20 protein-coding genes are annotated in these 23585 nt (G+C 72.7%); 14 read left to right on the forward strand and 6 right to left on the reverse strand.

The features are described 5' to 3' along the window. Nucleotides 1-190: 190 nt before the first annotated feature. Together ACFYMM_RS33430 and ACFYMM_RS33435 are read left to right on the forward strand one after the other, a co-directional pair. Nucleotides 191-1792 carry an MFS transporter gene (locus tag ACFYMM_RS33430; protein ID WP_388393541.1) on the forward strand — a complete coding sequence of 534 codons (1602 nt, stop codon included), beginning with the start codon at nt 191-193 and terminating at the stop codon, nt 1790-1792. 87 nt (nt 1793-1879) lie between these two features. Next, complete coding sequence (locus ACFYMM_RS33435; RefSeq protein WP_388393795.1) at nt 1880-3052, forward strand: acyl-CoA dehydrogenase family protein; 1173 nt, start codon at nt 1880-1882, stop codon at nt 3050-3052. Between the two features lie 37 nt (nt 3053-3089). On the opposite strand, the gene ACFYMM_RS33440 is transcribed toward ACFYMM_RS33435, so the two are convergent. Continuing rightward, nucleotides 3090-3527, reverse strand: a complete 438-nt coding sequence (locus ACFYMM_RS33440; RefSeq protein ID WP_388393544.1) for a cell division protein SepF — start codon at nt 3525-3527, stop codon at nt 3090-3092. A 754-nt stretch (nt 3528-4281) separates the two neighbouring features. Here ACFYMM_RS33440 and ACFYMM_RS33445 point away from each other — a divergent pair. From ACFYMM_RS33445 to ACFYMM_RS33485, 9 genes are all read left to right on the forward strand, one after another. After that, on the forward strand, nt 4282-6096 hold the full coding sequence (locus tag ACFYMM_RS33445) for an FAD/NAD(P)-binding protein (RefSeq protein ID WP_388393547.1): 1815 nt from the start codon (nt 4282-4284) through the stop codon (nt 6094-6096). 40 nt (nt 6097-6136) lie between these two features. Further along, the gene (locus tag ACFYMM_RS33450) at nt 6137-7114 is read left to right on the forward strand and encodes an LLM class flavin-dependent oxidoreductase (protein WP_388393550.1); all 978 of its coding nucleotides are present in this window, start codon (nt 6137-6139) and stop codon (nt 7112-7114) included. After that, nucleotides 7111-8094, forward strand: coding sequence for an LLM class flavin-dependent oxidoreductase (locus tag ACFYMM_RS33455; RefSeq protein ID WP_388393553.1), 984 nt, complete (start codon nt 7111-7113; stop codon nt 8092-8094). The genes ACFYMM_RS33450 and ACFYMM_RS33455 overlap by 4 nt, the downstream gene beginning before the upstream one ends. Nucleotides 8095-8098: 4 nt before the next feature. After that, a complete protein-coding gene (locus ACFYMM_RS33460; protein ID WP_388393556.1) occupies nt 8099-8902 on the forward strand; it encodes a DUF1684 domain-containing protein in 804 nt (267 codons plus the stop codon). 204 nt (nt 8903-9106) lie between these two features. After that, nucleotides 9107-10006 (forward strand): S1 family peptidase, encoded by a 900-nt coding sequence (locus tag ACFYMM_RS33465; protein WP_388393559.1) that lies wholly within the window; start codon nt 9107-9109, stop codon nt 10004-10006. Between the two features lie 362 nt (nt 10007-10368). Further along, nucleotides 10369-11448, forward strand: coding sequence for a S1 family peptidase (locus ACFYMM_RS33470; RefSeq protein ID WP_388393562.1), 1080 nt, complete (start codon nt 10369-10371; stop codon nt 11446-11448). Nucleotides 11449-11702: 254 nt separating this feature from the next. Next, on the forward strand, nt 11703-15158 hold the full coding sequence (locus ACFYMM_RS33475) for a DNA polymerase III subunit alpha (RefSeq protein WP_388393565.1): 3456 nt from the start codon (nt 11703-11705) through the stop codon (nt 15156-15158). Next, nucleotides 15155-16144, forward strand: a complete 990-nt coding sequence (locus tag ACFYMM_RS33480; protein WP_388393568.1) for an ImpB/MucB/SamB family protein — start codon at nt 15155-15157, stop codon at nt 16142-16144. Before ACFYMM_RS33475 ends, ACFYMM_RS33480 begins: the two co-directional genes overlap by 4 nt. Nucleotides 16145-16318: 174 nt before the next feature. Beyond that, complete coding sequence (locus tag ACFYMM_RS33485) at nt 16319-17230, forward strand: esterase/lipase family protein (RefSeq protein WP_388393571.1); 912 nt, start codon at nt 16319-16321, stop codon at nt 17228-17230. A gap of 179 nt (nt 17231-17409) precedes the next feature. Here ACFYMM_RS33485 and ACFYMM_RS33490 read toward each other — a convergent pair whose 3' ends face one another. Next, nucleotides 17410-17544, reverse strand: a complete 135-nt coding sequence (locus ACFYMM_RS33490; RefSeq protein WP_388393574.1) for a hypothetical protein — start codon at nt 17542-17544, stop codon at nt 17410-17412. Nucleotides 17545-17655: 111 nt separating this feature from the next. Between ACFYMM_RS33490 and ACFYMM_RS33495 the strand changes: the two genes are divergently transcribed. Continuing rightward, nucleotides 17656-18270, forward strand: a complete 615-nt coding sequence (locus tag ACFYMM_RS33495) for a class I SAM-dependent methyltransferase (RefSeq protein ID WP_388393577.1) — start codon at nt 17656-17658, stop codon at nt 18268-18270. Between the two features lie 46 nt (nt 18271-18316). Here ACFYMM_RS33495 and ACFYMM_RS33500 read toward each other — a convergent pair whose 3' ends face one another. Continuing rightward, a complete protein-coding gene (locus ACFYMM_RS33500; protein WP_388393579.1) occupies nt 18317-18817 on the reverse strand; it encodes a DUF402 domain-containing protein in 501 nt (166 codons plus the stop codon). Further along, nucleotides 18798-19727 (reverse strand): GNAT family N-acetyltransferase, encoded by a 930-nt coding sequence (locus tag ACFYMM_RS33505; protein ID WP_388393582.1) that lies wholly within the window; start codon nt 19725-19727, stop codon nt 18798-18800. Before ACFYMM_RS33505 ends, ACFYMM_RS33500 begins: the two co-directional genes overlap by 20 nt. Before the next feature lie 71 nt (nt 19728-19798). On the opposite strand from ACFYMM_RS33505, the gene ACFYMM_RS33510 reads away from it, so the two are divergent. Continuing rightward, on the forward strand, nt 19799-20170 hold the full coding sequence (locus ACFYMM_RS33510) for a GntR family transcriptional regulator (protein WP_388393584.1): 372 nt from the start codon (nt 19799-19801) through the stop codon (nt 20168-20170). Here the strand turns inward: ACFYMM_RS33510 and ACFYMM_RS33515 are convergent. Together ACFYMM_RS33515 and ACFYMM_RS33520 are read right to left on the reverse strand one after the other, a co-directional pair. After that, a complete protein-coding gene (locus ACFYMM_RS33515) occupies nt 20155-20931 on the reverse strand; it encodes a DUF72 domain-containing protein (RefSeq protein ID WP_388393587.1) in 777 nt (258 codons plus the stop codon). The two genes, ACFYMM_RS33510 and ACFYMM_RS33515, sit on opposite strands and share 16 nt — an antisense overlap. A gap of 15 nt (nt 20932-20946) precedes the next feature. After that, the gene (locus ACFYMM_RS33520; RefSeq protein WP_388393590.1) at nt 20947-22041 is read right to left on the reverse strand and encodes a DUF5925 domain-containing protein; all 1095 of its coding nucleotides are present in this window, start codon (nt 22039-22041) and stop codon (nt 20947-20949) included. Between the two features lie 100 nt (nt 22042-22141). Between ACFYMM_RS33520 and ACFYMM_RS33525 the strand changes: the two genes are divergently transcribed. After that, nucleotides 22142-23572, forward strand: coding sequence for a xylan 1,4-beta-xylosidase (locus tag ACFYMM_RS33525; protein WP_388393593.1), 1431 nt, complete (start codon nt 22142-22144; stop codon nt 23570-23572). Nucleotides 23573-23585 lie beyond the last annotated feature (13 nt).

Here is a 23585-nt window from a genome sequence, read left to right on the forward strand (position 1 = left end):
GTGTACGCCACACAGGTTCGCGAGCCAACGTGAGAGGTCCGCCACGTGTCCGCGGAACGAACTCGCGTACGCTGGCGAGTCACTCGCGTTGACCGGCGCGGGCCGGGGACACCGCTCCTCCCCGGCCGTACGACGGGAAGTCCCCACCTGTCGCCTGCCGCCCGCGAGGGATCATCTGGGAGGTACGTACATGTCCGGGACGACCACGGCTGCCGTCCGGCCGCGCCGTCGGGCGGCCGGGGCCGGTGCCAACCGCTGGGTCGTCCTCGTCGTCCTCTGCGTCAGCCTGCTGCTCGTCGCGCTCGACGCGACCGTGCTGCACGTGGCGGTGCCCGCCGTCACCGAGGACCTCAGGCCCGGCGCCATCCAGCTGCTCTGGATCGTCGACGTCTACCCGCTGGTCTGCGCCTCGCTGCTGATCCTCTTCGGCACGCTCGGCGACCGGATCGGCCGCAGACGCGTCCTCCTCCTCGGGTACGCGCTGTTCGGCGTCGCCTCCGCGGTGGCCGCCCTCGCGTCGAGCGCCGAAACGCTCATCCTGGCCCGGGCGCTGCTCGGCGTCGGCGGCGCCATGATCATGCCCGCCACCCTCTCGATCCTCCGCCAGGTCTTCCCCGACCGGCGTGAGCGCGCCCTCGCGGTCGGGATCTGGAGCGCGGTGGCCGCGGTGGGCGCGGCGGTCGGCCCGCTGCTCGGCGGGTTCCTCCTGGAGCACTTCTGGTGGGGTGCGGTCTTCCTGATCAACATCCCGTTGATGCTGGTCAGCCTGCCGGTGGGCCGGATGCTGCTGCCCGAGTCGCGGGGCGACGGGAACGGCCCCTGGGACGTGGTCGGCGCGCTGATGGCGGCGGCCGGGCTGTTCGGGGCGGTGTTCGGTGTGAAGCGGCTCGGCGGCGGGGAGCCGGCGGCGAGCCCCTTCACCGTGCTGCCGCTGCTGATCGGTGCGGGGCTGCTGGTCCTCTTCGTACGGCGACAGCGGCGGCGGCCGTATCCGCTGGTGGACCTGCGGATGTTCGGGCGGCCCGCGTTCAGTACGGCGGTGGGGTGCATTGTGCTGGCGATGCTCGCGCTGGTCGGGCTGGAACTGATCGCCGCCCAGTATCTGCAGCTGGTGCTCGGGCTGTCGCCGCTGGAGACGGGACTGAGGCTGCTGCCCCTGACCGTCGCGGCGATGGCCGCCGGCCTGGCGGGGGCGCGCATGCTGCGGCGCTTCGGGCCCCGCCGGATGGTGTGCTGCGGCTTCCTGCTGACCGCGGCCGCGGTGCTGACCCTGACCGCGATGGGCGGGGCGGACAACGCGGCGCTGCTGCTGTCCGGTTTCGTCCTGCTGGGCTTCGGCCTGGAGACGACGCTCTTCGGGGCGTACGAGTCGATGCTGAGCGAGGCGCCGGCCGAGCAGGCGGGCGGCGCGGCCGCGATCGGGGAGACCTCCTACCAGCTGGGCGCCGGGATCGGGATCGCGCTGCTCGGCAGCGTGATGAACGGGGCGTACGCCCCCGGAATCGCGCGGGTGCCGGGCGTGCCGGCGCCGGCCTCGGCCGCGGCGGGGCACTCGCTCGGCGAGGCGTACGACGTGGCCGCGCGACTCGGCGGGGGAGCCGGGGCGGCGCTGCGGCGGGCCGCGCGGGACGCGTTCGTGCACGGGCTGCATGTGACGTTGCTGGTGAGTGCCGGGTTGTTGCTGCTGGGGGCGGTGATGGCGCTGCGGCTGCCGCGGACCATGCAGTGCGAGGCCGTTCCTGCGGAGGTTCCGGGTCCCCGGGAAGCGCAGAGGTCGCGTGTCTCCGCGTAGCGGGGTGTCTCGTCGGCGACGGCTGACGGTAGTCTCCTGATTAGCGCTGCTAGTTTTTGACTACGCCGGAGGCCATCCGTGTCCACGTTGCCGCCGTTCGACCCGTCCGACCCACTGGGGCTCGACGACCTCCTGGACGCGGAGGATCTCGCCGTCCGGGACACCGTCCGCAGCTGGGCCGCCGACCGTGTCCTGCCGTCCGTCGCCGAGTGGTACGAGCGGGGCGAACTGCCGGCGATCAAGGAGCTGGCGAAGGAACTCGGCACCATCGGCGCCCTCGGCATGTCGCTCACCGGGTACGGTTGTGCCGGGGCCAGTGCCGTGCAGTACGGCCTGGCCTGTCTGGAGCTGGAGGCCGCCGACTCCGGGATCCGGTCCCTCGTCTCCGTGCAGGGCTCCCTCGCCATGTACGCGATCCACCGGTTCGGCAGCGAGGAGCAGAAGGGGCGCTGGCTGCCCCGGATGGCCGCCGGTGACGTCATCGGGTGCTTCGGTCTCACCGAACCCGATCACGGGTCCGACCCCGGCTCGATGCGGACGTACGCCAAGCGCGACGGCGGGGACTGGGTGCTGAGCGGCCGCAAGATGTGGATCACCAACGGGTCCGTGGCCGGGGTCGCCGTGGTGTGGGCGCGGACCGACGGCGGGATCCGCGGGTTCCTGGTGCCCACCGACAGCCCCGGTTTCTCGGCGCCCGAGATCAAGCACAAGTGGTCCCTGCGCGCCAGTGTCACCAGCGAACTGGTCCTCGACGACGTACGGCTGCCCGCCGATGCCATCCTGCCGGAGGCCGTCGGGCTCAGGGGCCCGCTCAGCTGTCTGTCCCACGCCCGCTACGGGATCGTGTGGGGAGCGATGGGCGCGGCGCGCAGCTGCTTCGAGGCGGCCGTGGAGTACGCGAGGACGAGGGAGCAGTTCGGGCGGCCGATCGGGGGCTTCCAGCTCACCCAGGCCAAACTCGCCGACATGGCGGTGGAACTGCACAAGGGGATTCTGCTCGCCCACCATCTGGGGCGGCGGATGGACGCCGGCCGCCTGCGTCCCGAGCAGGTCAGCTTCGGCAAGCTCAACAACGTACGAGAGGCCATCGAGATCTGCCGCACGGCACGGACGATCCTGGGTGCCAACGGGATCTCGCTCGAATATCCCGTGATGCGGCACGCGACCAACCTGGAGTCGGTGCTCACCTACGAGGGCACCGTCGAGATGCACCAGCTCGTGCTGGGCAAGGCACTCACCGGGATCGACGCCTTCCACTGACGCCGGAAGCGGGGCAGGGCCGGTGGGCGGCCCTGCCTCAGCTCTGGTTGAAGAAGCCGTCCTCGCGGCGCCCGCCGGGATCGCCGCTGACGATCTCCGTGTCGGCCGGGCTCAGCAGGAACACCCGGTTGGAGACGCGGTCGATCGAACCGCGCAGGCCGAAGATGAGCCCCGCCGCGAAGTCGACCACGCGCTTGGCGTCGGCCGGCTCCATGGCCGTGAGGTTCATGATGACGGGGACGCCCTCCCGGAACAGCTCGCCGATGGCACGGGCGTCCCGGAAGCTGTCGGGGGTCACCGTGCCGATCCGGCGGCCCTTCTCCTCGGCGACGTCCGTCGCCACCTTCACCCGGGGGTCGGTGACCCAGGCGTCGCCGGGCTCGGTCCCCTCGGAGTAGTCGTCGTCGTAGTAGCGCTCGTCATCGTTGTCGTCGACGAGGCCGAGCCACGCACTCGCCTTGCGTACCGATCCCATGGACGCCTCCTCTCACAGCGGTCTTTCGTGCTTTCCGCATCCCTATGGTCATCCATGATGCGGACGGTGCGCCAAGTGGATAGACGCCGCGCGGGGGGTTTGTGACGGTACTGGTGCACAGCGGATCCGTCGAGAGTCCGTGTGCCCCAAGGGTATTGACTCACACCGCTGCTGACTGTGAGTGAAATATGATAGTCCACGGCGTATGGGTGACGCTCGGTGCGTTCGGGTGAACGTGGAAGTGGATACGACCCGACAGTCCGTCCCTCATATCGGCCGGAGGGACGGACGGCTGTGACGGAACCTCAGGCTCCGGGCGGGGAGGCGGGCCGCCCGGCGAACCCGGGCGGATCCGGGCCGGGTTGATGTGGCGCGAGGGGGGTGCCAGGGGGGCGCGAGGGGAGGGGTGCGTGTGAAGGCGTGGGAGAGGAAGGACGGGAGCACGCGCGAAGGCGCCCAGGGGGCGGGCGCGCAGGGGGTCAGCTCAACAGGACGAGGACCACACGCGACCGAAGTCGATGTGGGAGCGGGTGACCAGCCACTGCTGCCGATGCATGGGCCAAGTGGAACAGGCATCCGGTTTCGCGTCAACCGACGTGAGACGTACCGCTCACACTGTGGACGCCCTTGACAGTGAGGGGAAACGTCCCCTTACTCTCGGTGCACGGCCCTGCTGAGGGGCTCGGCCGTACCGCGCCACGCGGCGCGCCCGTGTGAAGGCACCACCCGTGTTCGACCGTCACGGAGCCTTCGCATGTCATCCGACACCCTTGCCCCCGTTCCCCCCGCGCAGCAGCCGCCCGAGCGCGCGGACGCCCCGAGGATCGTGATCGTCGGGGCCGGCCCACGGGGCACCGGCCTCCTGGAGCGCCTGGCCGCCAACGCGCCCGAGCTGTACGCCGGTTCGGGCCTCGACATCCACCTGGTCGACCCCCATCCGCCGGGCGCCGGACGCATCTGGCGCGAGGCGCAGTCGCCGCTGCTGTGGATGAACTCGCACGCCGAGGACGTCACCATGTTCACCGACGAGTCGGTGCGGATGGCCGGCCCGGTGCGCGAGGGCCCCACCCTGCACGAGTGGGCGGCCCTGGACGGCCGCACCTTCGCGGACCGCCGGATCCAGGGCCGCTATCTGCGCTGGGTGTACGACCGCGCCGTCGCCGAGCTGCCGCCGGGCGTCACCGTCCACCACCACACCCGGCGCGCCCTGCGCGTCAGCGGCCCGCGCGAGGGACGCCAGCGGGTGTGGCTGGAGGGCCGCTCCCGCCCGCTCCTCGCCGACCTGGTCGTCCTCGCCCTCGGTCACCTGGACGCCGAACTCGACACCCAGCAGGCCGAGTTGGCCGCGTACGCCCGCACCCACGGCCTGGTCCACCTGCCGCCCGACTTCACCGCCGACAGCGACCTGACCGCCCTCGGGCCCGGCGAACCCGTCCTGGTCCGCGGCTTCGGGCTGGCCTTCGTCGACCTGATGGTGCTGCTCACCGAGGGGCGGGGCGGACGCTACGACGGCGACGCCTACCTCCCCTCCGGGCGCGAGCCGGTGCTGTACGTCGGCTCGCGACGCGGGGTGCCGTACCACTCGAAGATCGGCTACGACTGGACCGGCGACCGGCCCCCGCTGCCCCGCTTCTTCGGGCCCCCCGAGGTCGAGGCGCTGCTCGCCCGGCCCGGCGGCTTCGACTTCCGGCGCGATGTGTGGCCGCTGGTGGAGAAGGAACTGGGGTTCGCGCACTACCACCGGCTGTTCACCGCCCACCCCGAGCGGACGGCGGTCGCCTGGAGCGACTTCGAGGAGAGGTACGCGGCCGCCGCCGACGATGCCGAGGCGCGGGCCCTGGTCGCCGCCGCCGTACCCGATCCCGCCGACCGGCTCGACCTCACCGCGCTGGACCACCCGCTGGACGGCGTGCGGTACGCCTCGCACGAGGAGTTCCAGGAAGGGCTGCGCGGCTATGTCGAGGCCGATCTGGGCCGCCGCCACGACCCGGAGCACAGCGCCGACCTGGCGGTGTTCCTCGGACTGCTGTCCGTCTACGGCCAACTGGTGCGGCTCGGCGGCATCGGGACGTGGTGGCACGGATTCTTCAGCTATCTGGCCTCCGGGCCGCCCGGCCCCCGGCTGCGGCAGATGCTCGCGCTCTCCCGGGCCGGGGTGCTGCGCTTCGTCGGCGCGGACATGACCGTCACCGCCGAGGACGGGGTGTTCCGGGCGTCCAGCGCCACCGTGCCGGGCTTCTCGGTCGAGGCGCGGGCGCTGGTCGAGGCCCGGCTGCCCGAACCCACCCTCGGCCGGGCCCGCGAGGGCCTGTTGCGGGAACTGCACGCCGACGGCGCCGCCGAGACCCCCGACGGGCTGCTCAGGGTCGACCCCGACGACGGGCGGATCCTGGACGCGGCCGGGCGCCCGCACCCCCGGCGCTTCGCCCTGGGCCCGTACACCGACGGCCGCACCCCCGGCGCCTTCACCCGGCCGCACACCGGCGGGCCCGCCTTCCGGCAGAACGACGCCACCGCCCGGGCCGCGCTGGCCCTCCTGCGGGACCTGGCGCGCCGCACCGCCGCGTGAGCCGTCCGCCTTCTTCCCGATCCCGAAAGGTCTCCCCTTCATGACCTCATCCTCCGGCCGGGGGCTGTTGCACCTGGCCGCCGCCGTCGACCGGCGGTCGGCCTACGACGCCGGGTCCTTCGTCGAGCCGGCCCGGCTCGCCGAGAGCGGCGGACTCGACTTCGTCACGCTCGACGACAGCTTCGCCCGCCCCGGGCCCGACGCGCTCTGCGTGCTGTCCCGGGTGGCGACTGCCACCCGGCGGATCGGCCTGGTCCCCACGGTCACGACCACGCACACCGACCCCTTCCGAGTGCAGGCCGCCGTCGCCACTCTCGACCGGGTCAGCGGCGGCCGGGCCGGCTGGCGGATCGACGTCTCCACCACCCAGGCCGAGGCCCGCCTCTTCGGCCGCCGGCCGGTCGCGCCCGCCGACGCGCTGTGGCGGCGGGCGGGCGAAGTGGCCGCCCTGGCCGCCACGGTGTGGGACAGCCGGGACGACGAGGCCGCCAGACCCCCGCAGGGCCACCCGCTGCGCGTGGTCGACGCCACCGACGGGCCGGCCCGGGCGACGGCGGCCCGCTACGCCGACGTCGCCCTGGTCCGCGCCGCGAACCCGGCGCGGGCGGCGGCCGTACGGGACGAGCTGCGGGCGCGGGCCGTCGAGGCCGGGCGCGACCCGGACACCGTGCGCGTGCTGGTGAGTCTGCTGGTCGACCTCGGGGACGGGGAGCGCGCGGCCGAGCCGGGCCACGGCGGGGGCGGCCCCCGGCAGACCACGCAGGGCCCGCTGTACCGGGGCGGCCCCGTCGACCTCGCGGTGCTGATCGCCGCCTGGCACGCGGACGGCGTGACCGACGGCTTCCACCTGGTCCCCGTCGAGCCGCGCCGCGACCTGGAACGGCTGGTCAACGGCACGGTGGCGGTGCTCCAGCACCGGGGCCTGTTCCGCACGTTCTACCCGGGCGGCACACTCCGCGAGCACCTGGGACTGGCCCGGCCCGTCAAGCAGTACGCCATGACCGGGGGAGCGTCATGACCGTACGGCCGCGCGGACGGATCCACCTGGCGGTGCTCGCGCGATCGCGGACCGGCTTCTCCTCCCTGGAGCGCCTGGCCCGCACCGCCGAGCGCGGACTGTTCGACTTCCTCCTCCTCGCCGACGGGCCGGGACCGGTACGCGACAGCGACCCCGAGCCGCGGGCGGTGCTCGGCGCGCTCGCCGGGGTCACCGAACGGCTGGGCCTGGCCGCGCCGGTCGACCCGGCCGTCGCGGAGCCCTACGAAGCCGCCCGGGGGCTCGCCACCCTGGACCACCTCAGCGGGGGCCGGGCCGCCTGGAACGTGCCGGCCTCTCCTCGCGCCGCCGAACTGGTCGCCGTGGCACGCGAGTTGTGGGAGTCCTGGACTCCGGAGGGGGTGGCCCGGCCGGTCGCGCACCAGGGCCGGCACTTCGACCTCGCGGGCGAGTTCGGCCTGCCACGCTCCCCGCAGGGGCACCCCGTGGTGATCCACGCGAGGGGCCACCACGAGGACGGTGACGACTGGGGGGACGGTGGAGGCCGGGAGAGCGGTGCGAGCCGTGAGTTCGCCGCCGCCTCGGCCGACGTGATCGTCGGCCGGCGCGGTTCGCCTGAGGCGGACCGCGCCTTCCGCGCCGACATGAGACGCCGGCTGCCCCAGTACGGCCGTGCGCCGCGGGACTTGAGGATCATGTCCGGTGTCACCGTCGTCCTCGGCGACACCGACGCCGAGGCACGTCGGCGCGCCTCTTCGCTCAGCGGCCGGCCGTCCTTCCTCGGCACCCCGGAGGCGGTCGCCGCACAGCTGGAGGAGTCGGCCCGCGAAGAGGCCGCCGACGGCTTCGTCCTCCTCCCGCATCCCGCACCCGGCGGCCTCGACGAGTTCGTGGACCGGGTGGTGCCGCTGCTCCAGGAGCGCGGCGTCTTCCGCACGGAATACGACGGCGCGACCCTGCGCTCACACCTCGGACTTCCCGTCCCGGTATGGAAGGGCTGATCACATGACGACGGACGCGGCCGACGAGTGGAAGCGGTGGCACCAGCACCGGGTGGAGACGGTCTCGGCGCCCTACGGACCGCTCGCGCTGACCGCCACCCACTGGTTCGAGGACCATCCGGACGGGCTACTTCCGGACCTCCCGGGCACCTGGTCGCCCACGGGCGCCGGGGTCGTCCTCAGGGCCGCCGAGGCCGACGGGCTGACCGTGGACGGACGGCCCCTGACCGGCGAGGCCCGGCTGACGGCCGACACCGGACCGGAGTCCGACGCCCGGGTCGCGCTCGGCGAACGGCGGCTGTTCGTGCTGGTGCGCGAAGGGGTGTGGGGCGTACGGGACTACGACCCGGCCGCCGCGGCCCGCCGCGCCTTCCAGGGCATCGACGCCACCCCCTACGACCCCGCCTGGGCGGTGCCGGGCCGCTTCACGCCGTACGACGACACCCGCACCGTACGGGTCGACACCGCGGACGGACGCGAGCGCGGACTCGGTCTCGCCGGGGAACTCGCCTTCACGGTGGCCGGGCAGCGGCTGACGCTCCAGGTGGCGCGGCAGGGCGACGGCCGGCTCTGGGCCGTGTTCGCCGACACCACCAGCGGAGACAGCAGCTTCCGCTTCCGGTTCCTGCATCCCCCGGCGCCGGACGCCGACGGCCGTACGACCGTCGACCTCAACCGCGCCGTGCTGCCGCCGTGCGCCTTCGCCGACCACTTCGTCTGCCCCTTCCCGCCACCGGGGAACGCGCTGGGCATCGCCGTCGAGGCGGGGGAGCGCTCGGTGAGCCGACGTCAGGAGAATGGTGCGTAAAGGTGGTTCGGCTGGTACGTAAAGGTGGTTCAAAGGTTGACGGCCGAAAGGCGCCCTTGCGTCTACCGGTCGTTCGGCCGAATACTCCCCCTCAGCGCTTGTCAGGGGCATGTGTGTTCGGAATCCGGGCGTGGAAACCCCTGGCTGCGCCTCACGGGCCCCACCCCACGCGGGCCCCCGACTTCCCCTGGGAGGGAACGACAAGTGAGGATCAAGCGCACCACCCCCCGCAGCGGTCTCGCGAGACGGACCCGGCTGATCGCCCTGGTCTCCGGATTCGTGGCCGCGGCCGCGTTCGCCGCCCCCACCGCGAACGCGAGTGACACCCAGACGTTCGGCGCCAACCAGCTCACCAAGGCGAGCGACTCCGTCCTCAAGGCCGACGTACCCGGTACGGCCTGGGCCGTCGACAGCAAGACCCACCGCGTCGTCGTCACCGCCGACAGCACCGTCTCCCCGGCCGAGATCGCCAGGATCAGGCGGCAGGCCGGCGCGGAGGCGGGCGCGCTCACCATCAAGCACACCCCCGGCAGGTTCAACAAGCTGATCAGCGGCGGCGACGCCATCTACGGCGGCTCCTACCGCTGCTCCCTCGGCTTCAACGTGCACAGCGGGAGCACCTACTACTTCCTGACCGCCGGTCACTGCGGCCAGGTCGCCTCCACCTGGTACAGCAACTCCAGCCACAGCACGGTGCTGGGCACGAACGTCAGCTACAGCTTCCCGGGCAACGACTACGCGCTGGTCCGCTACACCAACTCCGCCGTCTCGCACCCGAGCGCGGTCGGCAGCCAGACCATCTCCCGCGCGGCCACGCCGTCCGTGGGGACGACCGTCTACCGCCGGGGCTCCACCACCGGCACCCACAGCGGCCGGGTCACCGCCCTGAACGCGACCGTCAACTACGGCAACGGTGACATCGTCTACGGGCTGATCCAGACCACGGTCTGCGCCGAGGGCGGCGACAGCGGCGGCCCGCTCTACGGCGGTTCCGTGGCCTACGGTCTGACCTCTGGCGGCAGCGGTGACTGCACCTCCGGCGGTACGACCTTCTTCCAGCCGGTCACCGAGGCGCTGAGCGCCTACGGCGTGAGCGTCGGCTGACGGCCTTTCGGTTGACGGCCCTTCCGGCCGGCTCCGGGCAGAGCCCCCGCACGCGAAGAGCGTGCGGGGGCTCTCCCCTGCTCACGGCGCCCGAACAGGCGAATTCGCGCCAGGCAACGCCTCACCGTCCGTGGGAGGTTACTCGCACGTAGTGTTTGCGATGCGAATTTCCTCAAGGGTGACCGTGGACAGTCAAAAATGAGAAAGGTCGAAGGGGGCGTACAACGGCTTTCTACGCGCGTCCGGAAGTCGACCTTGTGTGCTCCCCGCGCGGTTCGGAAGAGTGGGCGCCCGTCAACCAGCCTTCCGGCCCGCGAGGTCCCCACCACCTCCTGGGCCGACCCCCCACAGGAGGACGTGAGTTGCAGCACCGACGCATATCCGGGCGGCGGGCCGCCATGACGGGTGCGGGCATCGCCGCACTGGTCATCGCGGGTGTCACCTTCCAGACTGCGAACGCCAGCGAACCCTCGAAGTCCGCTGCGCCGCACATCCTTTCGGCATCGGCGGCCGGAAAGCTCGCCTCCACCCTCGTGGCCGGCCTCGGCTCCGGCGCGGCGGGCACCTACTACGACACGCGGACCAGGAGCCTCGTCGTCAACGTGCTGGACAGCACCGCCGCCAAGACCGTCGAGGCGGCCGGCGCCAAGGCGAGAGTCGTCGCCAACTCGCTCGCCCGGCTCGACAGCGCCCGCGCGACGCTGAAGCGGGACGCGACCATCCCCGGCACCTCGTGGGCGACCGACCCGGTCTCCGACAAGGTCGTCGTCACCGCCGACCGGACCGTCGGCAAGGCCGAGTGGGCCAGGCTCGGCAAGGTCGTCGAGGGGCTCGGCGGCAGGGCCGAACTCAGGCGCGGAGCGGGGGAGTTCAAGCCCTTCATCGCGGGTGGCGACGCGATCGGCGGCTCGGGCGGACGCTGCTCGCTCGGCTTCAACGTGGTCAAGGGCGGGCAGCCGTACTTCCTGACCGCCGGGCACTGCACCGCCTCCATCTCCACCTGGTCGGACTCGTCCGGCAACGTGATCGGGAAGAACGAGAAGTCCAGCTTCCCGGGCACCGACTTCGGTCTGGTGAAGTACACCTCGGACACCGGCCACCCGAGCGAGGTCGACCTCTACGACGGCTCCACCCAGAAGATCACGGGTGCGGCCGAGGCCACCGTCGGCCAGCAGGTCACCCGCAGCGGCTCGACGACCCATGTGCACTCCGGCAAGGTCACCGGCCTGAACGCCACCGTGAACTACTCGGAGGGCACGGTCAGCGGCCTCATCCAGACCGACGTGTGCGCCGAGCCCGGCGACAGCGGCGGCTCCCTCTTCTCGGGCGGCGACGCCATCGGTCTGACCTCCGGGGGCAGCGGCGACTGCACCTCGGGCGGCGAGACGTTCTTCCAGCCGGTGACGGCGGCCCTGGCGGCGACCGGAGCCCAGATCGGCTGACCCCGGCCCGCATCGGCCGGCCGGCGCGGACCGGCCAGTGATCCTTCCGGCGGTCCCGCCCCTCGCGCGCGGGGCGGGACCGCCGTCGTTTTCGGCGCCCCGGGCGGGATGCGCGCGCCTCCTCGCCAAAGAATCGCTGATGTGTTCGAATCTGGTCGCTGACCGGGGCTGATGGGGGTTAGAGTAATCGAACGCGAGTACGATGGCATTCTGGATATATAGGCCGAAAAGGGGTGGAGTGATGGAGGTGCGGCATGACGGGCTTCGCCCATCTGCACGTCGCGTCCGGTTACTCCGCCCGCTACGGCGCCGCCCATCCTGAGCATCTCGTCCGGCGGTCGGCCGAGCGGGGCATGACGGCACTCGCGCTCACCGACCGGGACACGGTCACCGGGACCGTCCGGTTCGCGCGGGCCTGCGCCGAAGCCGGCGTGCGGCCGCTCTTCGGCGTCGACCTGGCGGTGGAGGCCCTCGCGCCCGCGCCGCCCGCCCGGCGCCGGCGCACCCCGGCCCGGGGCGGCGCGTACGTCGTCGAGCCGCCGCTGCGGTTCGTGCTGCTCGCGCGGGACCGGGCGGGGTGGGCGCGGCTGTGCCGCATCACCTCGGCCGCCCATGCGGGTACCGCCTCCGGCGCGGCCCCCGTGGTGGTGTCGTGGGAGGCGCTGCGCGAGTACGGCGGTCCCGGGCTGACGGTGCTGCTCGGCCCGCTCTCGGAGCCGGTCCGGGCGCTGGCGGAGGGCAGGGAGGATGTCGCGGTGAAGCTGCTGGCGCCGTGGCGGGAGATCTTCGGAAGTGGGGTCCGGCTGGAGGCTGTTGCGCAGAAACGTTTCGGCAGCGGACCGGGATCCCTGCGCCTGGCCGCCCGCACCCTGGCCCTGGCCGACCGCACGGGCACCACCGCCGTGCTCGCCAACGCCGTCCGCTACGCCGACGCCGACCAGCACCGCCTCGCCGACGTCCTGGACGCCGCGAGACTGCTGCGCCCGATCGACCGGCGCGGCCTGGACAGCGGGCAGCGCTGGCTCAAGGACGAGAGGGCGATGGCGGCCGTCGCGCGGACGGTCGCCGAGTGCGCCGGAGCGGACGTCCGGCGGGCCCGGCGCCTGATGGCGGACACCGCCGCCACGGCGGCCGCGTGCACCGTCGACCCCCGGGCCGACCTCGGCCTGGGGACCTCGCACTTCCCGGAGGCCTCGCTCTTCGGTGCCGGTCCCGGAGCGGGAGGGGCCGCACAACTGCTGCGCCGGCAGTGCGAGGCAGGCATGGCCCGGCGCGGCCTGGACCGCGACCGGGCGGCACTCGACCGGCTGGACGAGGAACTCGGCGTGATCTCCACGCTGGACTACGACTCGTACTTCCTCGCCGTCGGCCAGGTCGTGGCCGACATCCGGGCCAAGGGCATCAGGGTCGCGGCCCGCGGCTCGGGCGCCGGGTCGATGGTCTGCCACGCGCTGGGCATCGCCACCGCCAACCCGCTCGACCACCGCCTGCTGTTCGAACGCTTCCTGAGCGTGCGCCGGGCCTCGCTGCCCGACATCGACATCGACGTGGAATCCGCCCGGCGGCTGGAGTGCTACGACGCGGTCTTCGACCGGTTCGGCAAGGAGCGGGTCGCGGTCACCGCGATGCCCGAGACCTACCGGGCCCGCCGGGCCCTGCGCGACACCGGCCTCGCCCTCGGCATCGCGCCCGCGGACGTCGACCGGATCGCCAAGAGCTTCCCGCACCTGCGCGCCTCCGACATCACGGCAGCCCTCGCGGAACTGCCCGAACTGCGGCGACTGGCCGCCGAGGCACACCGGTTCGGGCCCCTGTGGGAACTCGCCGAAGGCCTCGACTCGCTGGTCCACGGCATGGCCATGCACCCCTGCGGAGTGGTCGTCAGCGACGCGACCCTCCTCGACCGGCTGCCGGTACAGCCCACCCCGCAGGGCGACTACCCCATGGCGATGGCGGCGAAGGAGGAGATCGAGGACCTCGGCAACATCAAACTCGACGTCCTGGGTGTCCGCATGCAGTCCGCGATGGCCCACGCCGTCACCGAGATCGAACGGACCACCGGCAACCACATCGACCTCGACGACCCCGGACAGGTGCCGCTCGACGACGTCTTCGCGTTCAAGCTCATCCAGGAGAGCCGGACCCTCGGTCTGTTCCAGCTGGAGTCGCCCGGCCAGCAGGATCTCCTGTCCCGGATGAAGCCACGCGATCCCCAGGACGTCATCGCCGACATCAGCCTCTTCCGTCCCGGCCCGGTCGCCGGGGGCATGCCCGAGCGGTACATCGCCGCACGCCACGGCGGCACACCGGGGTACGCCCATCCGGACCTGGAGCCGGTGCTCGCCGACACCTACGGCGTGACCATCTGGCACGAGCAGATCATCGAGACGCTCTCGGTGATGACCGGCTGCGACTACGCGCTGGCCGAGCTGGCACGCCGGGCGCTCGGCGAGAAGGAGCGGCTGCCCCGGATCAGGGAGTGGTTCCACGGCCTGGCGCGCGCGCGTGGTTACAGCGCTGCCGTCCGGGACGAGGTCTGGAGGACCGTCGAGGCCTTCGGCGCCTACGGCTTCTGCCGGGCGCACGCGGTCGCGTTCGCCGTACCGGCCCTGCAGAGCGCCTGGCTCAAGGCGCACTACCCGGCGTACCTGCTGGCGGGCCTGCTCGAACACGACCCCGGGATGTGGCCCAAGCGCGTCCTGGTCGCCGACGCCCGTCGCAACGGTGTCCCCGTCCTGCCCGTCGACGTCAACCGGTCCAGGGTGAAGCACACCGTCGAGGAGACCGACGGCGGACGGTGGGGAGTACGGCTCGCGCTGTCCGAGGTGCGCGGCATCAGCGAGGGCGAGTGCGCCCGGATCGAGGAGGGGCAGCCGTACGGATCGCTGTCGGACCTCTGGCAGCGGGCCCACCCCTCCAGGCCGGTCGCCGAACGCCTGGCGGAGATCGGGGCGTTGGACACGCTCCACGACGGGCGCCTCACGCGGCGCGACCTGCTGTTGCAGATCGCCGAACTCCACCGGGCCTCCCGTGTCCGTTCCGCGGGCAAGGGCCAGCTGCCCATCGACACGAACGCCGTCGGGGGAGCGGAGCCGAGCGGTCTGCCGGAGATGACCGGACGCGAGGCCCTGAGCGCCGAGCTGAGCACCCTCGGCATCGACGTCTCCAGACACCTGATGGAGCACCACCACCGGCTGCTGCGCGAGATCGGCGCGACCGACGCGGCCCACCTGGCCGCGATGCGCCCCGGCCGGCAGGTCCTGGTCGCCGGGGTACGGGCCTCCACCCAGACCCCGCCGATCGCCAGCGGCCGGCGGATCATCTTCGTCACCCTGGAGGACGGTTCCGGCCTGGTCGACCTGGCGTTCTTCGAGGACTCCCATCCCGCCTGCGCGCACACCGTCTTCCACAGCGGGCTGCTGCTGGTGCGCGGCACGGTCCAGGTGCGCGGCACCCGGCGCACCGTCGTCGGCACCATGGCCTGGGACCTGGACGAGATCGCCGCCGCCCGCCGCGACAACGGCCCCGAGGCCGCGCTCGCCCTCCTCGGCGAGAGCCGCCCGCACCCGACCCCCGCCCAGCCGCGGCGCACCCTGGCCAACGGCACCACCGGCGCCCGACTGCACCCGTACGCGGACCTGCAGCCCGCCGGCACCCGCTCGGCGGACCTGAAGAAGTTCGGATACACCAGCCCCGGGAGCGCGGGATGAACGGGACGGCCCCACGGCAGCGGCACATCGCCCACCTCCACCTGCACGCCGTACCGAGCGGGATCCAGTACGACGACGCAATCGAACTGATGTCTGGTGTCACGCCTCATGTCCAGGCCGTTCCGCCCGACGCCGTCCAGCTCGACCTGACCTCGGCACTCAGATACTTCGACCTGTCCCCCTACGACGTGGTCCAACTGGCGAAGATCAGGCTGAAGGCGCTCTACGGCATCGACAGCAGCGCGGGCCTCGCGGGCAATCGCATGCTGGCGGCCATGGCCGCCGACGCGTCCGCGCCGGGCGAGACCACCTGGGTTCCCGCCGGGCAGGTGGCCGACTGGCTGTACCCGCGGCCGGTCACCGCGCTGCCCGGGGTCGGCCGCACCACGGCGGAAACGCTTCACCGGTACGGCCTGCACACCATCGGCCAGATCACCGACCTGCCCGCGGCCACCCTGCAGCGCCTGCTCGGCGCGGGACCCGCCCGGCTGCTGGCCGAGCGGGCCCACGGTCGCGATCCCCGCCCGGTCACCCCGGCGGAACCGGCCGAACGCCTGGTCGCCGACCTCGTACTGGACCGGGACTGCCTCGACCCGGTCCGGCACCACCGAGCGGTCCTGGACCTCGCCGACCGGATCGGCGGGCGCCTGCGCGGCGAGCGCCAGGTGGCCGGGCGGCTCACTCTCACGGTGCGCTACGCCGACCGCAGTTCCACCACGCGCACCTGCACCCTGCCGGAACCCACCGACCACTCACCCGCCCTCGCGGCAGCCGCCCTGGGCCTGCTGGCGGCGCTGGGGCTGCAGCGGGCGCGAGTCCGCTCCTACGTGATCCGCGCCGACCGCCTGCTGCCGTCCGGCAGCGCCTACCGCCAGCTCTCCCTGGACCCGGGCGGCGACCGGGCCCGCGCGGCCGAGGCCGCCGCCGACCGCGCGCGCCGGCGCTTCGGTCCGCGGGCCGTGCGGCCGGCGACCCTCGCCGACTGACCGCGCCCACACCGCGGGAGCGCCCCCGCGGAGCTGCCCTTCCTAGTTTTTACTGACGCGTAACTTCACTCTTGAGCTACCCGTCCGTAACTTGACGAGTGAACAGCATCCTCGTGATCCGGATCACAGGGTAAGGCCGTCGCACCTCCCCTTGAGCCGCAAGGAGATCACCCGATGCTGCCCTGGAAGCGAGTGCTCAGACCCCTCGCCGCGCTGGTCCTGACCGCCGCCGTCGCCGCCGTCCCCGCCGCCACCGCCCACGCCTCCACCGCCCAGGCCTCCACCGCACCGACCTGGGGGTCCCCCCGTTCGAGCGAAGCCGAGAGTGGGGGAGGCTGGAACGACTACTCCTGCAAGCCCTCCGCCGCCCACCCCCGCCCTGTCGTCCTGGTCCACGGCACGCTGGGCAACTCCGTCGACAACTGGCTGTCCCTCGCGCCGTACCTGGAGGACCGCGGGTACTGCGTCTTCTCCCTCGACTACGGCCAGCTCCCCGGTGTCCCCGTCTTCTACGGCCTCGGCCCCATCGACAGGTCGGCCGAGCAACTGTCCGCCTTCGTCGACCGGGTGCTCACCGCCACCGGCGCCGCCAAGGCCGACCTGGTCGGCCACTCGCAGGGCGGCATGATGCCCCGCTACTACCTGAGGTTCCTCGGCGGGGCCGCCAAGGTGAACGCCCTCGTCGGGCTCGCCCCCGACAACCACGGCACCACCCTGGACGGTCTCACCAACCTGCTGCCGTACTTCCCCGGCGCCGCGGACCTGATCAAGGCCACCACCCCCGGCCTCGCCGACCAGATCACCGGCTCCGCCTTCCTGACCAAGCTCGACGCGGGCGGCGACACCGACCCCGGCGTGCACTACACGGTCATCGCCACGGAGCACGACGAGGTGGCCACGCCCTGGCGCAGCCAGTACCTGAGCGGCCCGGACGTCAAGAACGTCCTGCTGCAGGACCTGTGCCCGCTGGACCTGTCCGAGCACGTGGCGATCGGGCTCTTCGACCGGATCGCCTTCCACGAGGTGGCCAACGCGCTCGACCCGGCCCATGCCACCGCCACCACCTGCGCGTCGGCGCTCAGCTGAGTCCGCCGGGGCCTGTCCGGCCTGAGCCGCCGGACAGGTCCCCTGCGGATCAGAAACTAGCCCCCGCAGACCACGAAACCGCCTGCTGGAGGCGGGTGACGGAGATCCTTATGGCGCTGTTAAGGCAGTGCTCAGACTGGGATCAGGCTGGGATCAGGCTGGGCTCGGCAGCGGCGCGCTCAGCCGTCCGGCCACCAGGTGCGGGCGATGTCCTTGCGCACCTCCGGCCGCCCCGAGGGGCGCTCCTCGGTCTCCTCGCGGACCCGGCGGGCGTCCGTCTTCTTCAGGGGCTTGTGCACGGTCATGCGGCGCATGGCTGCCTCCTTGCGTGCCTACCGGGTTCCGCGTTCTCGCGGAGGTAGACCCTTCCCGGGAGAGTTACTCATCGATGCCGGTTTGTCAGTGGCGGGTGTCACTCTTGGGACATGACGAACGAGAGTGAGCGAACGGTTGCTCCGGGTGTCGACTGGGATGCCGAGGCCGTCGCCTTCGACGACGAGCCCGACCACGGTCTGCGCGACCCCACGGTGCGTGCGGCCTGGGCGGACCGGCTGCGGACCTGGCTGCCCGAACGCGCCGCCGACGTCCTGGACCTAGGCTGCGGCACCGGCAGCCTCTCGTTGCTCGCCGCCGAGCGAGGACACCGGGTCACCGGCGTCGACCTGTCCCCGGCCATGGTCGAACGGGCCCGCGCCAAACTCGCCGGCCGGCACGCGGTGTTCCTCGTGGGCGACGCGGCGGCCCCGCCGGTGGGGGAGCGGTGCTTCGACGCCGTCCTGGTCCGGCATGTGCTGTGGACGCTGCCCGACCCGGCCCGGGTGCTGCGGCACTGGCGCGGTCTGCTGCGGCCCGGGGGACGGTTCGTGCTGGTCGAGGGCGTGTGGGGGACGGCCGGTCCGGTCGGCATACCCGCCGAGCGGCTCGTCGCCCTCCTGGAGCCCCTCGCCGGGCGGGTGCGCGTCGAGCGGCTGTCCGGCGAGCCGCTGCTGTGGGGCAAGGAGGTGGACGACGAGCGGTACGCGGTGGTCGCGACGGTGTGAGGAGCCCGCGACGGCCGGGCCGTCGCCCGGCGCGCTCAGGGCGGTGTCAGGCCAGCAGGGCGTCGAAACCGCCCTCGCGGGCCAGTGTCTCCAGTTCGTCCAGCGCGGCCAGCGCGGCGGACGCGGCCCGCGGGTCCGTCCGAGCCAGCCCGCTCTCCTCGAACTCGTCCTCGTCCAGCCGCCGTACGTCCCCGCCGTCGGCCGAGCGCCACAGGTCCAGGTCCAGGTCCTCGACGACCAGTTCGGCCCCGGAGCGGGTGGCGGGGCGGGTGATGTCGCAGTACCAGCCCTTCAGCCGGCCCCCCGCGTCACGGACCTCCTTCACCGCGTACCAGCGCTCCCGCCAGTAGTACTCGGTGAAGACATCGCCCGGCTCGAAGCGCACGAAGCCGAAGTCGCGTACGCCCGTGCCCGCCCAGGGCGCCCGGACCGTGATCCTCGAACCGTCGTCGGCCAGCAGCCGGGCCGCATAACGGATCTTCGTACGGCCCGCCTTGACCAGCACGACCTCCACCTCACCGGCCGTCTCAGCCGAGTTCACGGACATACCGGGTCTCCGTCGCGCAGATCTCGTAGCCGAACCACCTGTTGATCGCCATCATGGGCTCGTTCCCGGCGTCGTTGCCCGTGAACGCCTCGGTGCAGCCGGCGGCCCGGGCCCGGTGCAGGGAGTGGTTCTTGGCGAGCTTGGCCAGACCACGGCCGCGGTGGGCGCGGGCGGTGCCGGTCATCGCGGTGGCGTAGGAGCCGGTGCCGTCGGTGTAGGCCACGCTGAAGGCGACGGGACGGCCTTCGACGACCGCCGCCACGGTCAGCTCACGGTCCAGCAGCGGATGCTTCCAGTAGTGCTCGATCCAGGCCTCGAAGTCGGAGAAGTCGACGCCGACATCGCCCGGCTCGTCCGACGCCGCCTCCGCGTCCAGCTCGAACAGCGGGCGCGGGTCGTCCGCGAAGTCCGCGCCGGTGCGCAGCTCGACGCCCGGCGGCGGCTCCTCGAGCGGCGGAAGCGTGCCGCCGGCCAGGTCCAGCCGGAGGAGGCGCGCCGAACGCCTGCGCAGGTATCCGTGCCGCTCGGCGAAGGCGCGGTTGCGCGGCTCGTCGAGGATCCAGGCGTACAGCCGGGTCGCACCGCAGCCGGCCAGGTGCTCCTCGGCCGCCCGCACCAGCAGCCGGCCCGCCCCGCGACCGGTCCGTTCCGGGTGCACGTAGATGTTGAGGTACCCCTGGCCCGGCTCCCGGCTCTCATGGGCCAGTGCCACCTGGGCCGTGCCGATCACCTCGCCGTCCTCCTCGGCGACGAGCGACCTGAAGCGCGCGTCGGGATGCGAGTGGCTGAGCACGTGCCGGACGGAGTCGGCGGTGAACAGGAGGTACGGAAGGGCGAGTCGGCGGACCCGGGCGAAGGCCTCGGCGTCGGCCTCCACCTCGGGGCGCAGGTCGCGAACGATCACTGTCATGTCGAGGCACCGTACGGGGGAGGCGTGCCGGGGTGCCTCTCATTTTCCGCCGGGTGCGGGACAATCGCCCCGTGACCTTGAAGATCCACATCGATGACAGCGCGCCGTCGTACGAACAGGTGCGGGCGCGGATCTCCGAGCAGGCGCGGTCCGGCGCGCTGCCGGTGGGCTACCGGCTGCCGACCGTGCGGGGGCTGGCCGAGTCCCTGGGGCTCGCGGTGAACACCGTGGCCAAGGCGTACCGGGCGCTGGAGTCGGACGGGGTGATCGAGACACGGGGCCGCCACGGAACGTTCGTGGCCGCCGCCGGCCCGGCGGCGGTGCGGGAGGCGTCCTCGGCCGCCCAGGCGTACGTGGAGCGGGTCAAGCGGCTCGGGCTGGACGAGGACGCGGCGCTCGCGGCCGTACGGGACGCCCTGCGGGCCGTCTACGGCGACGGCTGACGAAGGGCGTCCGGCGTGCGCGTCACCGTCCACCCCGCGCGCTCCGCCGTCCTGGCGAACAGCACCGCGTCCAGCACCGCCGCGCCCCCGGGATCGTTGTTGAAGTACGCGTAGACGTCCGCCGTGCCGGACCAGGTGGTGGCGACGCGGTCCGCCCAGGTCTCCAGGGAGCGCCGGCCGTAGCGCGGCCAGGGCCTGGCGCGGCCCTGGTGGAAGCGCACGTACCCCCAGTCCGTGGTGCGCCACAGCGGGGTCATCGGACGGGCCAGCACATCCGCCCAGCACAGGGCCGCGCCCCGGGACTCCAGCACGGCACGCGTCTCGGGGATCCACCAGGAGTCGTGGCGCGGCTCGACCGCGACCCTCGTACCGGACGGGAAGCGGGCGAGGCAGGCGTCCAGCAGCGGCGGGTCCACGCGCAGCGTAGGCGGCAGCTGGAGCAGGACCGGCCCCAGCCGGTCACCGAGGCCGGCCGCGTGGCTCATCAGACGGTGGACCGGCTCCTCGGGGTCCTTCAGGCGCTTGATGTGGGTGAGGAAGCGGCTGGCCTTGACCGCGACGACGAAGTCCGCCGGCACCCGCTCGCGCCAGGACTCGAAGGTCTCCCGTGACGGCAGCCGGTAGAAGGCGTTGTTGATCTCCACGGTCGCGAACAGCCGGGTGTACTCCTCCAGCCACAACCGCGTCGGAACACCCGACGGATAGACGAGATCCCGCCAGTCCTTGTACTGCCACCCCGAGGTTCCGACGAACAGGGTCATACGTCCATCAAAGCACTACAGATACAGCCCGGCGTCCGCCCCGTCCCGCGCCCCCGGGACCGAGGGCGGTGTCGTGCCCCGGCGCAGCGCGTACAGCTCCGCCAGGGTCGCCCCGTCCCGGCCGACCCCCTCCTCGGCACCCAGCCAGGCCACCGACTCCGCGCGCGTCAGCCTGCCCACCTCGATACGGGCCAGACAGCGGCCGGGGCGGACCACGGCGGGGTGCAGGCGCTCCAGGTCCTCGTTGGTGGTGACGCCGACCAGGACGTTGCGGCCCTGGCCGAGCAGGCCGTCGGTCAGGTTCAGCAGCCGCGACAGCGCCTGGCCCGCCGTGTGCTTGGCCTCACCGCGGATCAGTTCGTCGCAGTCCTCCAGCAGCAGCAGACGCCAGCGGCCCTTGCCCGCCGAGTCCTCCTCGCCGATGGCGATGTCCATCAGATAGCCGACGTCGGAGAAGAGCCGCTCGGGGTCGAGGACGCAGTCCACCTGGCACCAGTCCCGCCAGGAGCGGGCGAGCGTGCGCAGCGCCGAGGTCTTGCCGGTGCCCGGCGGGCCGTGCAGCAGCAGCAGGCGGCCCGCGATGTCCTCGGGGGTCGTCTTCATCAGCTGGTCCATGGCGTCGGCCACCGGGGCGGTGTAGTTGGGCCGCACCTCCTCCCACGTACCCGCGGAGATCTGCCGGGTGGTGCGGTGCGGGCCGCGTCTGGGGGAGACGTACCAGAAACCCATGGTCACGTTCTCCGGCTGCGGCTCCGGTTCGTCGGTCGCGCCGTCCGTGGCCTGGTCGAGGACCTTCTTGGCCAGTTCGGCGGTGGTGGCGGTGACGGTGACGTCGGCACCCCGGTTCCAGCGGGAGACCAGCAGCGTCCAGCCGTCGCCCTCGGCGAGGGTCGCGCTGCGGTCGTCGTCGCGGGCGATGCGCAACACCCGCGCGTCCTGCGGCAGAAGAGTCGCCCCGGAGCGCACCCGGTCGATGTTGGCCGCGTGCGAGTACGGCTGCTCGCCCGTCGCGAAACGGCCGAGGAACAGCGCGTCGACGACGTCGGACGGCGAGTCGGAGTCATCGACGTTGAGCCGGATCGGCAGAGCGTCGTACGGGTTGGCAGACATGCCGCCATGATCCGGCACCGGGACGCTCCGCGCACCGCATTTCCGCCGCTTCTTCGCGGATCTGTCCCACCGGGGACCCCCGCCCCTACTGTTGTCCTTGATGGGACGTCATGGGTGGAATTCGGGAGTTGCGGGCACACTGCGGTGGCGGCTCACCGCTCTGCTCGGTGTGGGGGTCGTCGCCCTGGCCGTGGTGGTGACCCTGTTCAACACGCTTCCCGGCGGCGGAAGCACCGCCGGCACCTCGCGCGACGGCGACAAGGTGCACGGCACGCCCGTCGCCCCCGGCCAGCGGCCGCGGCCGAACGTCGGCTGGGGCTTCACCCACACCCAGTACAGCGCCGACGAGGGCGCCACGGCCGCCACCGACCGCGTCCAGCGGCTGCTGGCGGGCGATGCCGGGCTGCCGCAGAACCAGCACATCATGGGCTGGGGAGCCGACAACCCCGAGCCGGTGAAGGGGCATTACGACTTCGCCGCGATGGACCGCCGCATCGACTTCGTCCGCAGGTCCGGCGGCACTCCGGTGATCACGCTGTGCTGCTCCCCGGACTGGATGAAGGGCGGCCGGGCGGGCGTCGACCACACCGACTGGAGCAAGGCCGCCCTGGAGACCGCCCCGACCCCCGACCACTACCAGGACTTCGCGGACCTCGCCGCGACCGTCGCCAGGCGCTACCCGGACGTACGGCACTTCGTCGTCTGGAACGAGTTCAAGGGCTTCTGGAACAACGCGAAGGGACGCTGGGACTACGAGGGGTACACGAAGCTGTACAACCTCGTCTACAGGGCGCTGAAGAAGGTGGACGCGGACATCATGGTCGGCGGCCCGTACCTGGTCATGGACAGTGTCGGCCCCCGGCAGACGCAGAACGCCTCCACCGTCCTCAAGGGCCCCTGGGGCGCCATGGACCAGCGGGTCCTGGACGCGTTCGACTACTGGAACGCGCACCGGGCGGGCGCCGACTTCGTGGTCGTCGACGGCTCCAGCTACACCGACGACGACGACCTGCTGCCCGACGAGTTCGCGGCCACCGACAAGTTCACCGCCGTCAGCCGCTGGGTACGGCAGCGGACCCACGACCTGCCGCTGTGGTGGGCCGAGTACTACGTGGAGCCCGGCGACGGCAACGACGGCCGCAAGGGCTGGTCCGAGCCGCACCGCGTCGCCGTCCAGGCCGCCGGGATGATCGCCCTGGCCAAGGGCGGCACCGGATCCGGCTTCTACTGGAACCCGGAGGACGAGAAGGGCACCGGCTGCGCCGGCTGCCTGTGGACACCGACCGACGGCGCCGACGGCGGGCGCGGACTGCCCATGTACGACCTGCTGTCCAGGTTCCAAAAGGCGTTCGGGCCGGGCACACGGTACGAGACGGTGTCCGTCGCGAAGGACGACGCACCCCACCTCCGCGTGCTCGCCGGCGACCGGACCGTGCTGGTGGTCAACACCCTCGGCCGGCCGGTCAGCGCCGAGGTCGACGGCCGGCGGTTCGACATGGGCGCCTACGGGGTGAAGTGGCTCAACCGCTGAGCCCGCTGAGCCA

Source organism: Streptomyces sp. NPDC006739 (assembly GCF_042869815.1).
Lineage (GTDB): Bacteria > Actinomycetota > Actinomycetes > Streptomycetales > Streptomycetaceae > Streptomyces.

What these genes read in the sequence shown, in the direction of transcription:
- ACFYMM_RS33515 (WP_388393587.1), bottom strand. Translation starts at nt 20,931, where the DNA reads ATGACCCTGTTCGTCGGAACCTCGGGGTGGCAGTACAAGGACTGGCGG.
- ACFYMM_RS33460 (WP_388393556.1), top strand. Translation starts at nt 8,099, where the DNA reads ATGACGACGGACGCGGCCGACGAGTGGAAGCGGTGGCACCAGCACCGG.
- ACFYMM_RS33430 (WP_388393541.1), top strand. Translation starts at nt 191, where the DNA reads ATGTCCGGGACGACCACGGCTGCCGTCCGGCCGCGCCGTCGGGCGGCC.
- ACFYMM_RS33475 (WP_388393565.1), top strand. Translation starts at nt 11,703, where the DNA reads ATGACGGGCTTCGCCCATCTGCACGTCGCGTCCGGTTACTCCGCCCGC.
- ACFYMM_RS33505 (WP_388393582.1), bottom strand. Translation starts at nt 19,727, where the DNA reads ATGACAGTGATCGTTCGCGACCTGCGCCCCGAGGTGGAGGCCGACGCC.
- ACFYMM_RS33455 (WP_388393553.1), top strand. Translation starts at nt 7,111, where the DNA reads ATGACCGTACGGCCGCGCGGACGGATCCACCTGGCGGTGCTCGCGCGA.
- ACFYMM_RS33450 (WP_388393550.1), top strand. Translation starts at nt 6,137, where the DNA reads ATGACCTCATCCTCCGGCCGGGGGCTGTTGCACCTGGCCGCCGCCGTC.
- ACFYMM_RS33480 (WP_388393568.1), top strand. Translation starts at nt 15,155, where the DNA reads ATGAACGGGACGGCCCCACGGCAGCGGCACATCGCCCACCTCCACCTG.
- ACFYMM_RS33440 (WP_388393544.1), bottom strand. Translation starts at nt 3,527, where the DNA reads ATGGGATCGGTACGCAAGGCGAGTGCGTGGCTCGGCCTCGTCGACGAC.
- ACFYMM_RS33500 (WP_388393579.1), bottom strand. Translation starts at nt 18,817, where the DNA reads ATGTCCGTGAACTCGGCTGAGACGGCCGGTGAGGTGGAGGTCGTGCTG.
- ACFYMM_RS33485 (WP_388393571.1), top strand. Translation starts at nt 16,319, where the DNA reads ATGCTGCCCTGGAAGCGAGTGCTCAGACCCCTCGCCGCGCTGGTCCTG.
- ACFYMM_RS33490 (WP_388393574.1), bottom strand. Translation starts at nt 17,544, where the DNA reads ATGCGCCGCATGACCGTGCACAAGCCCCTGAAGAAGACGGACGCCCGC.
- ACFYMM_RS33520 (WP_388393590.1), bottom strand. Translation starts at nt 22,041, where the DNA reads ATGTCTGCCAACCCGTACGACGCTCTGCCGATCCGGCTCAACGTCGAT.
- ACFYMM_RS33525 (WP_388393593.1), top strand. Translation starts at nt 22,142, where the DNA reads ATGGGACGTCATGGGTGGAATTCGGGAGTTGCGGGCACACTGCGGTGG.
- ACFYMM_RS33445 (WP_388393547.1), top strand. Translation starts at nt 4,282, where the DNA reads ATGTCATCCGACACCCTTGCCCCCGTTCCCCCCGCGCAGCAGCCGCCC.
- ACFYMM_RS33495 (WP_388393577.1), top strand. Translation starts at nt 17,656, where the DNA reads ATGACGAACGAGAGTGAGCGAACGGTTGCTCCGGGTGTCGACTGGGAT.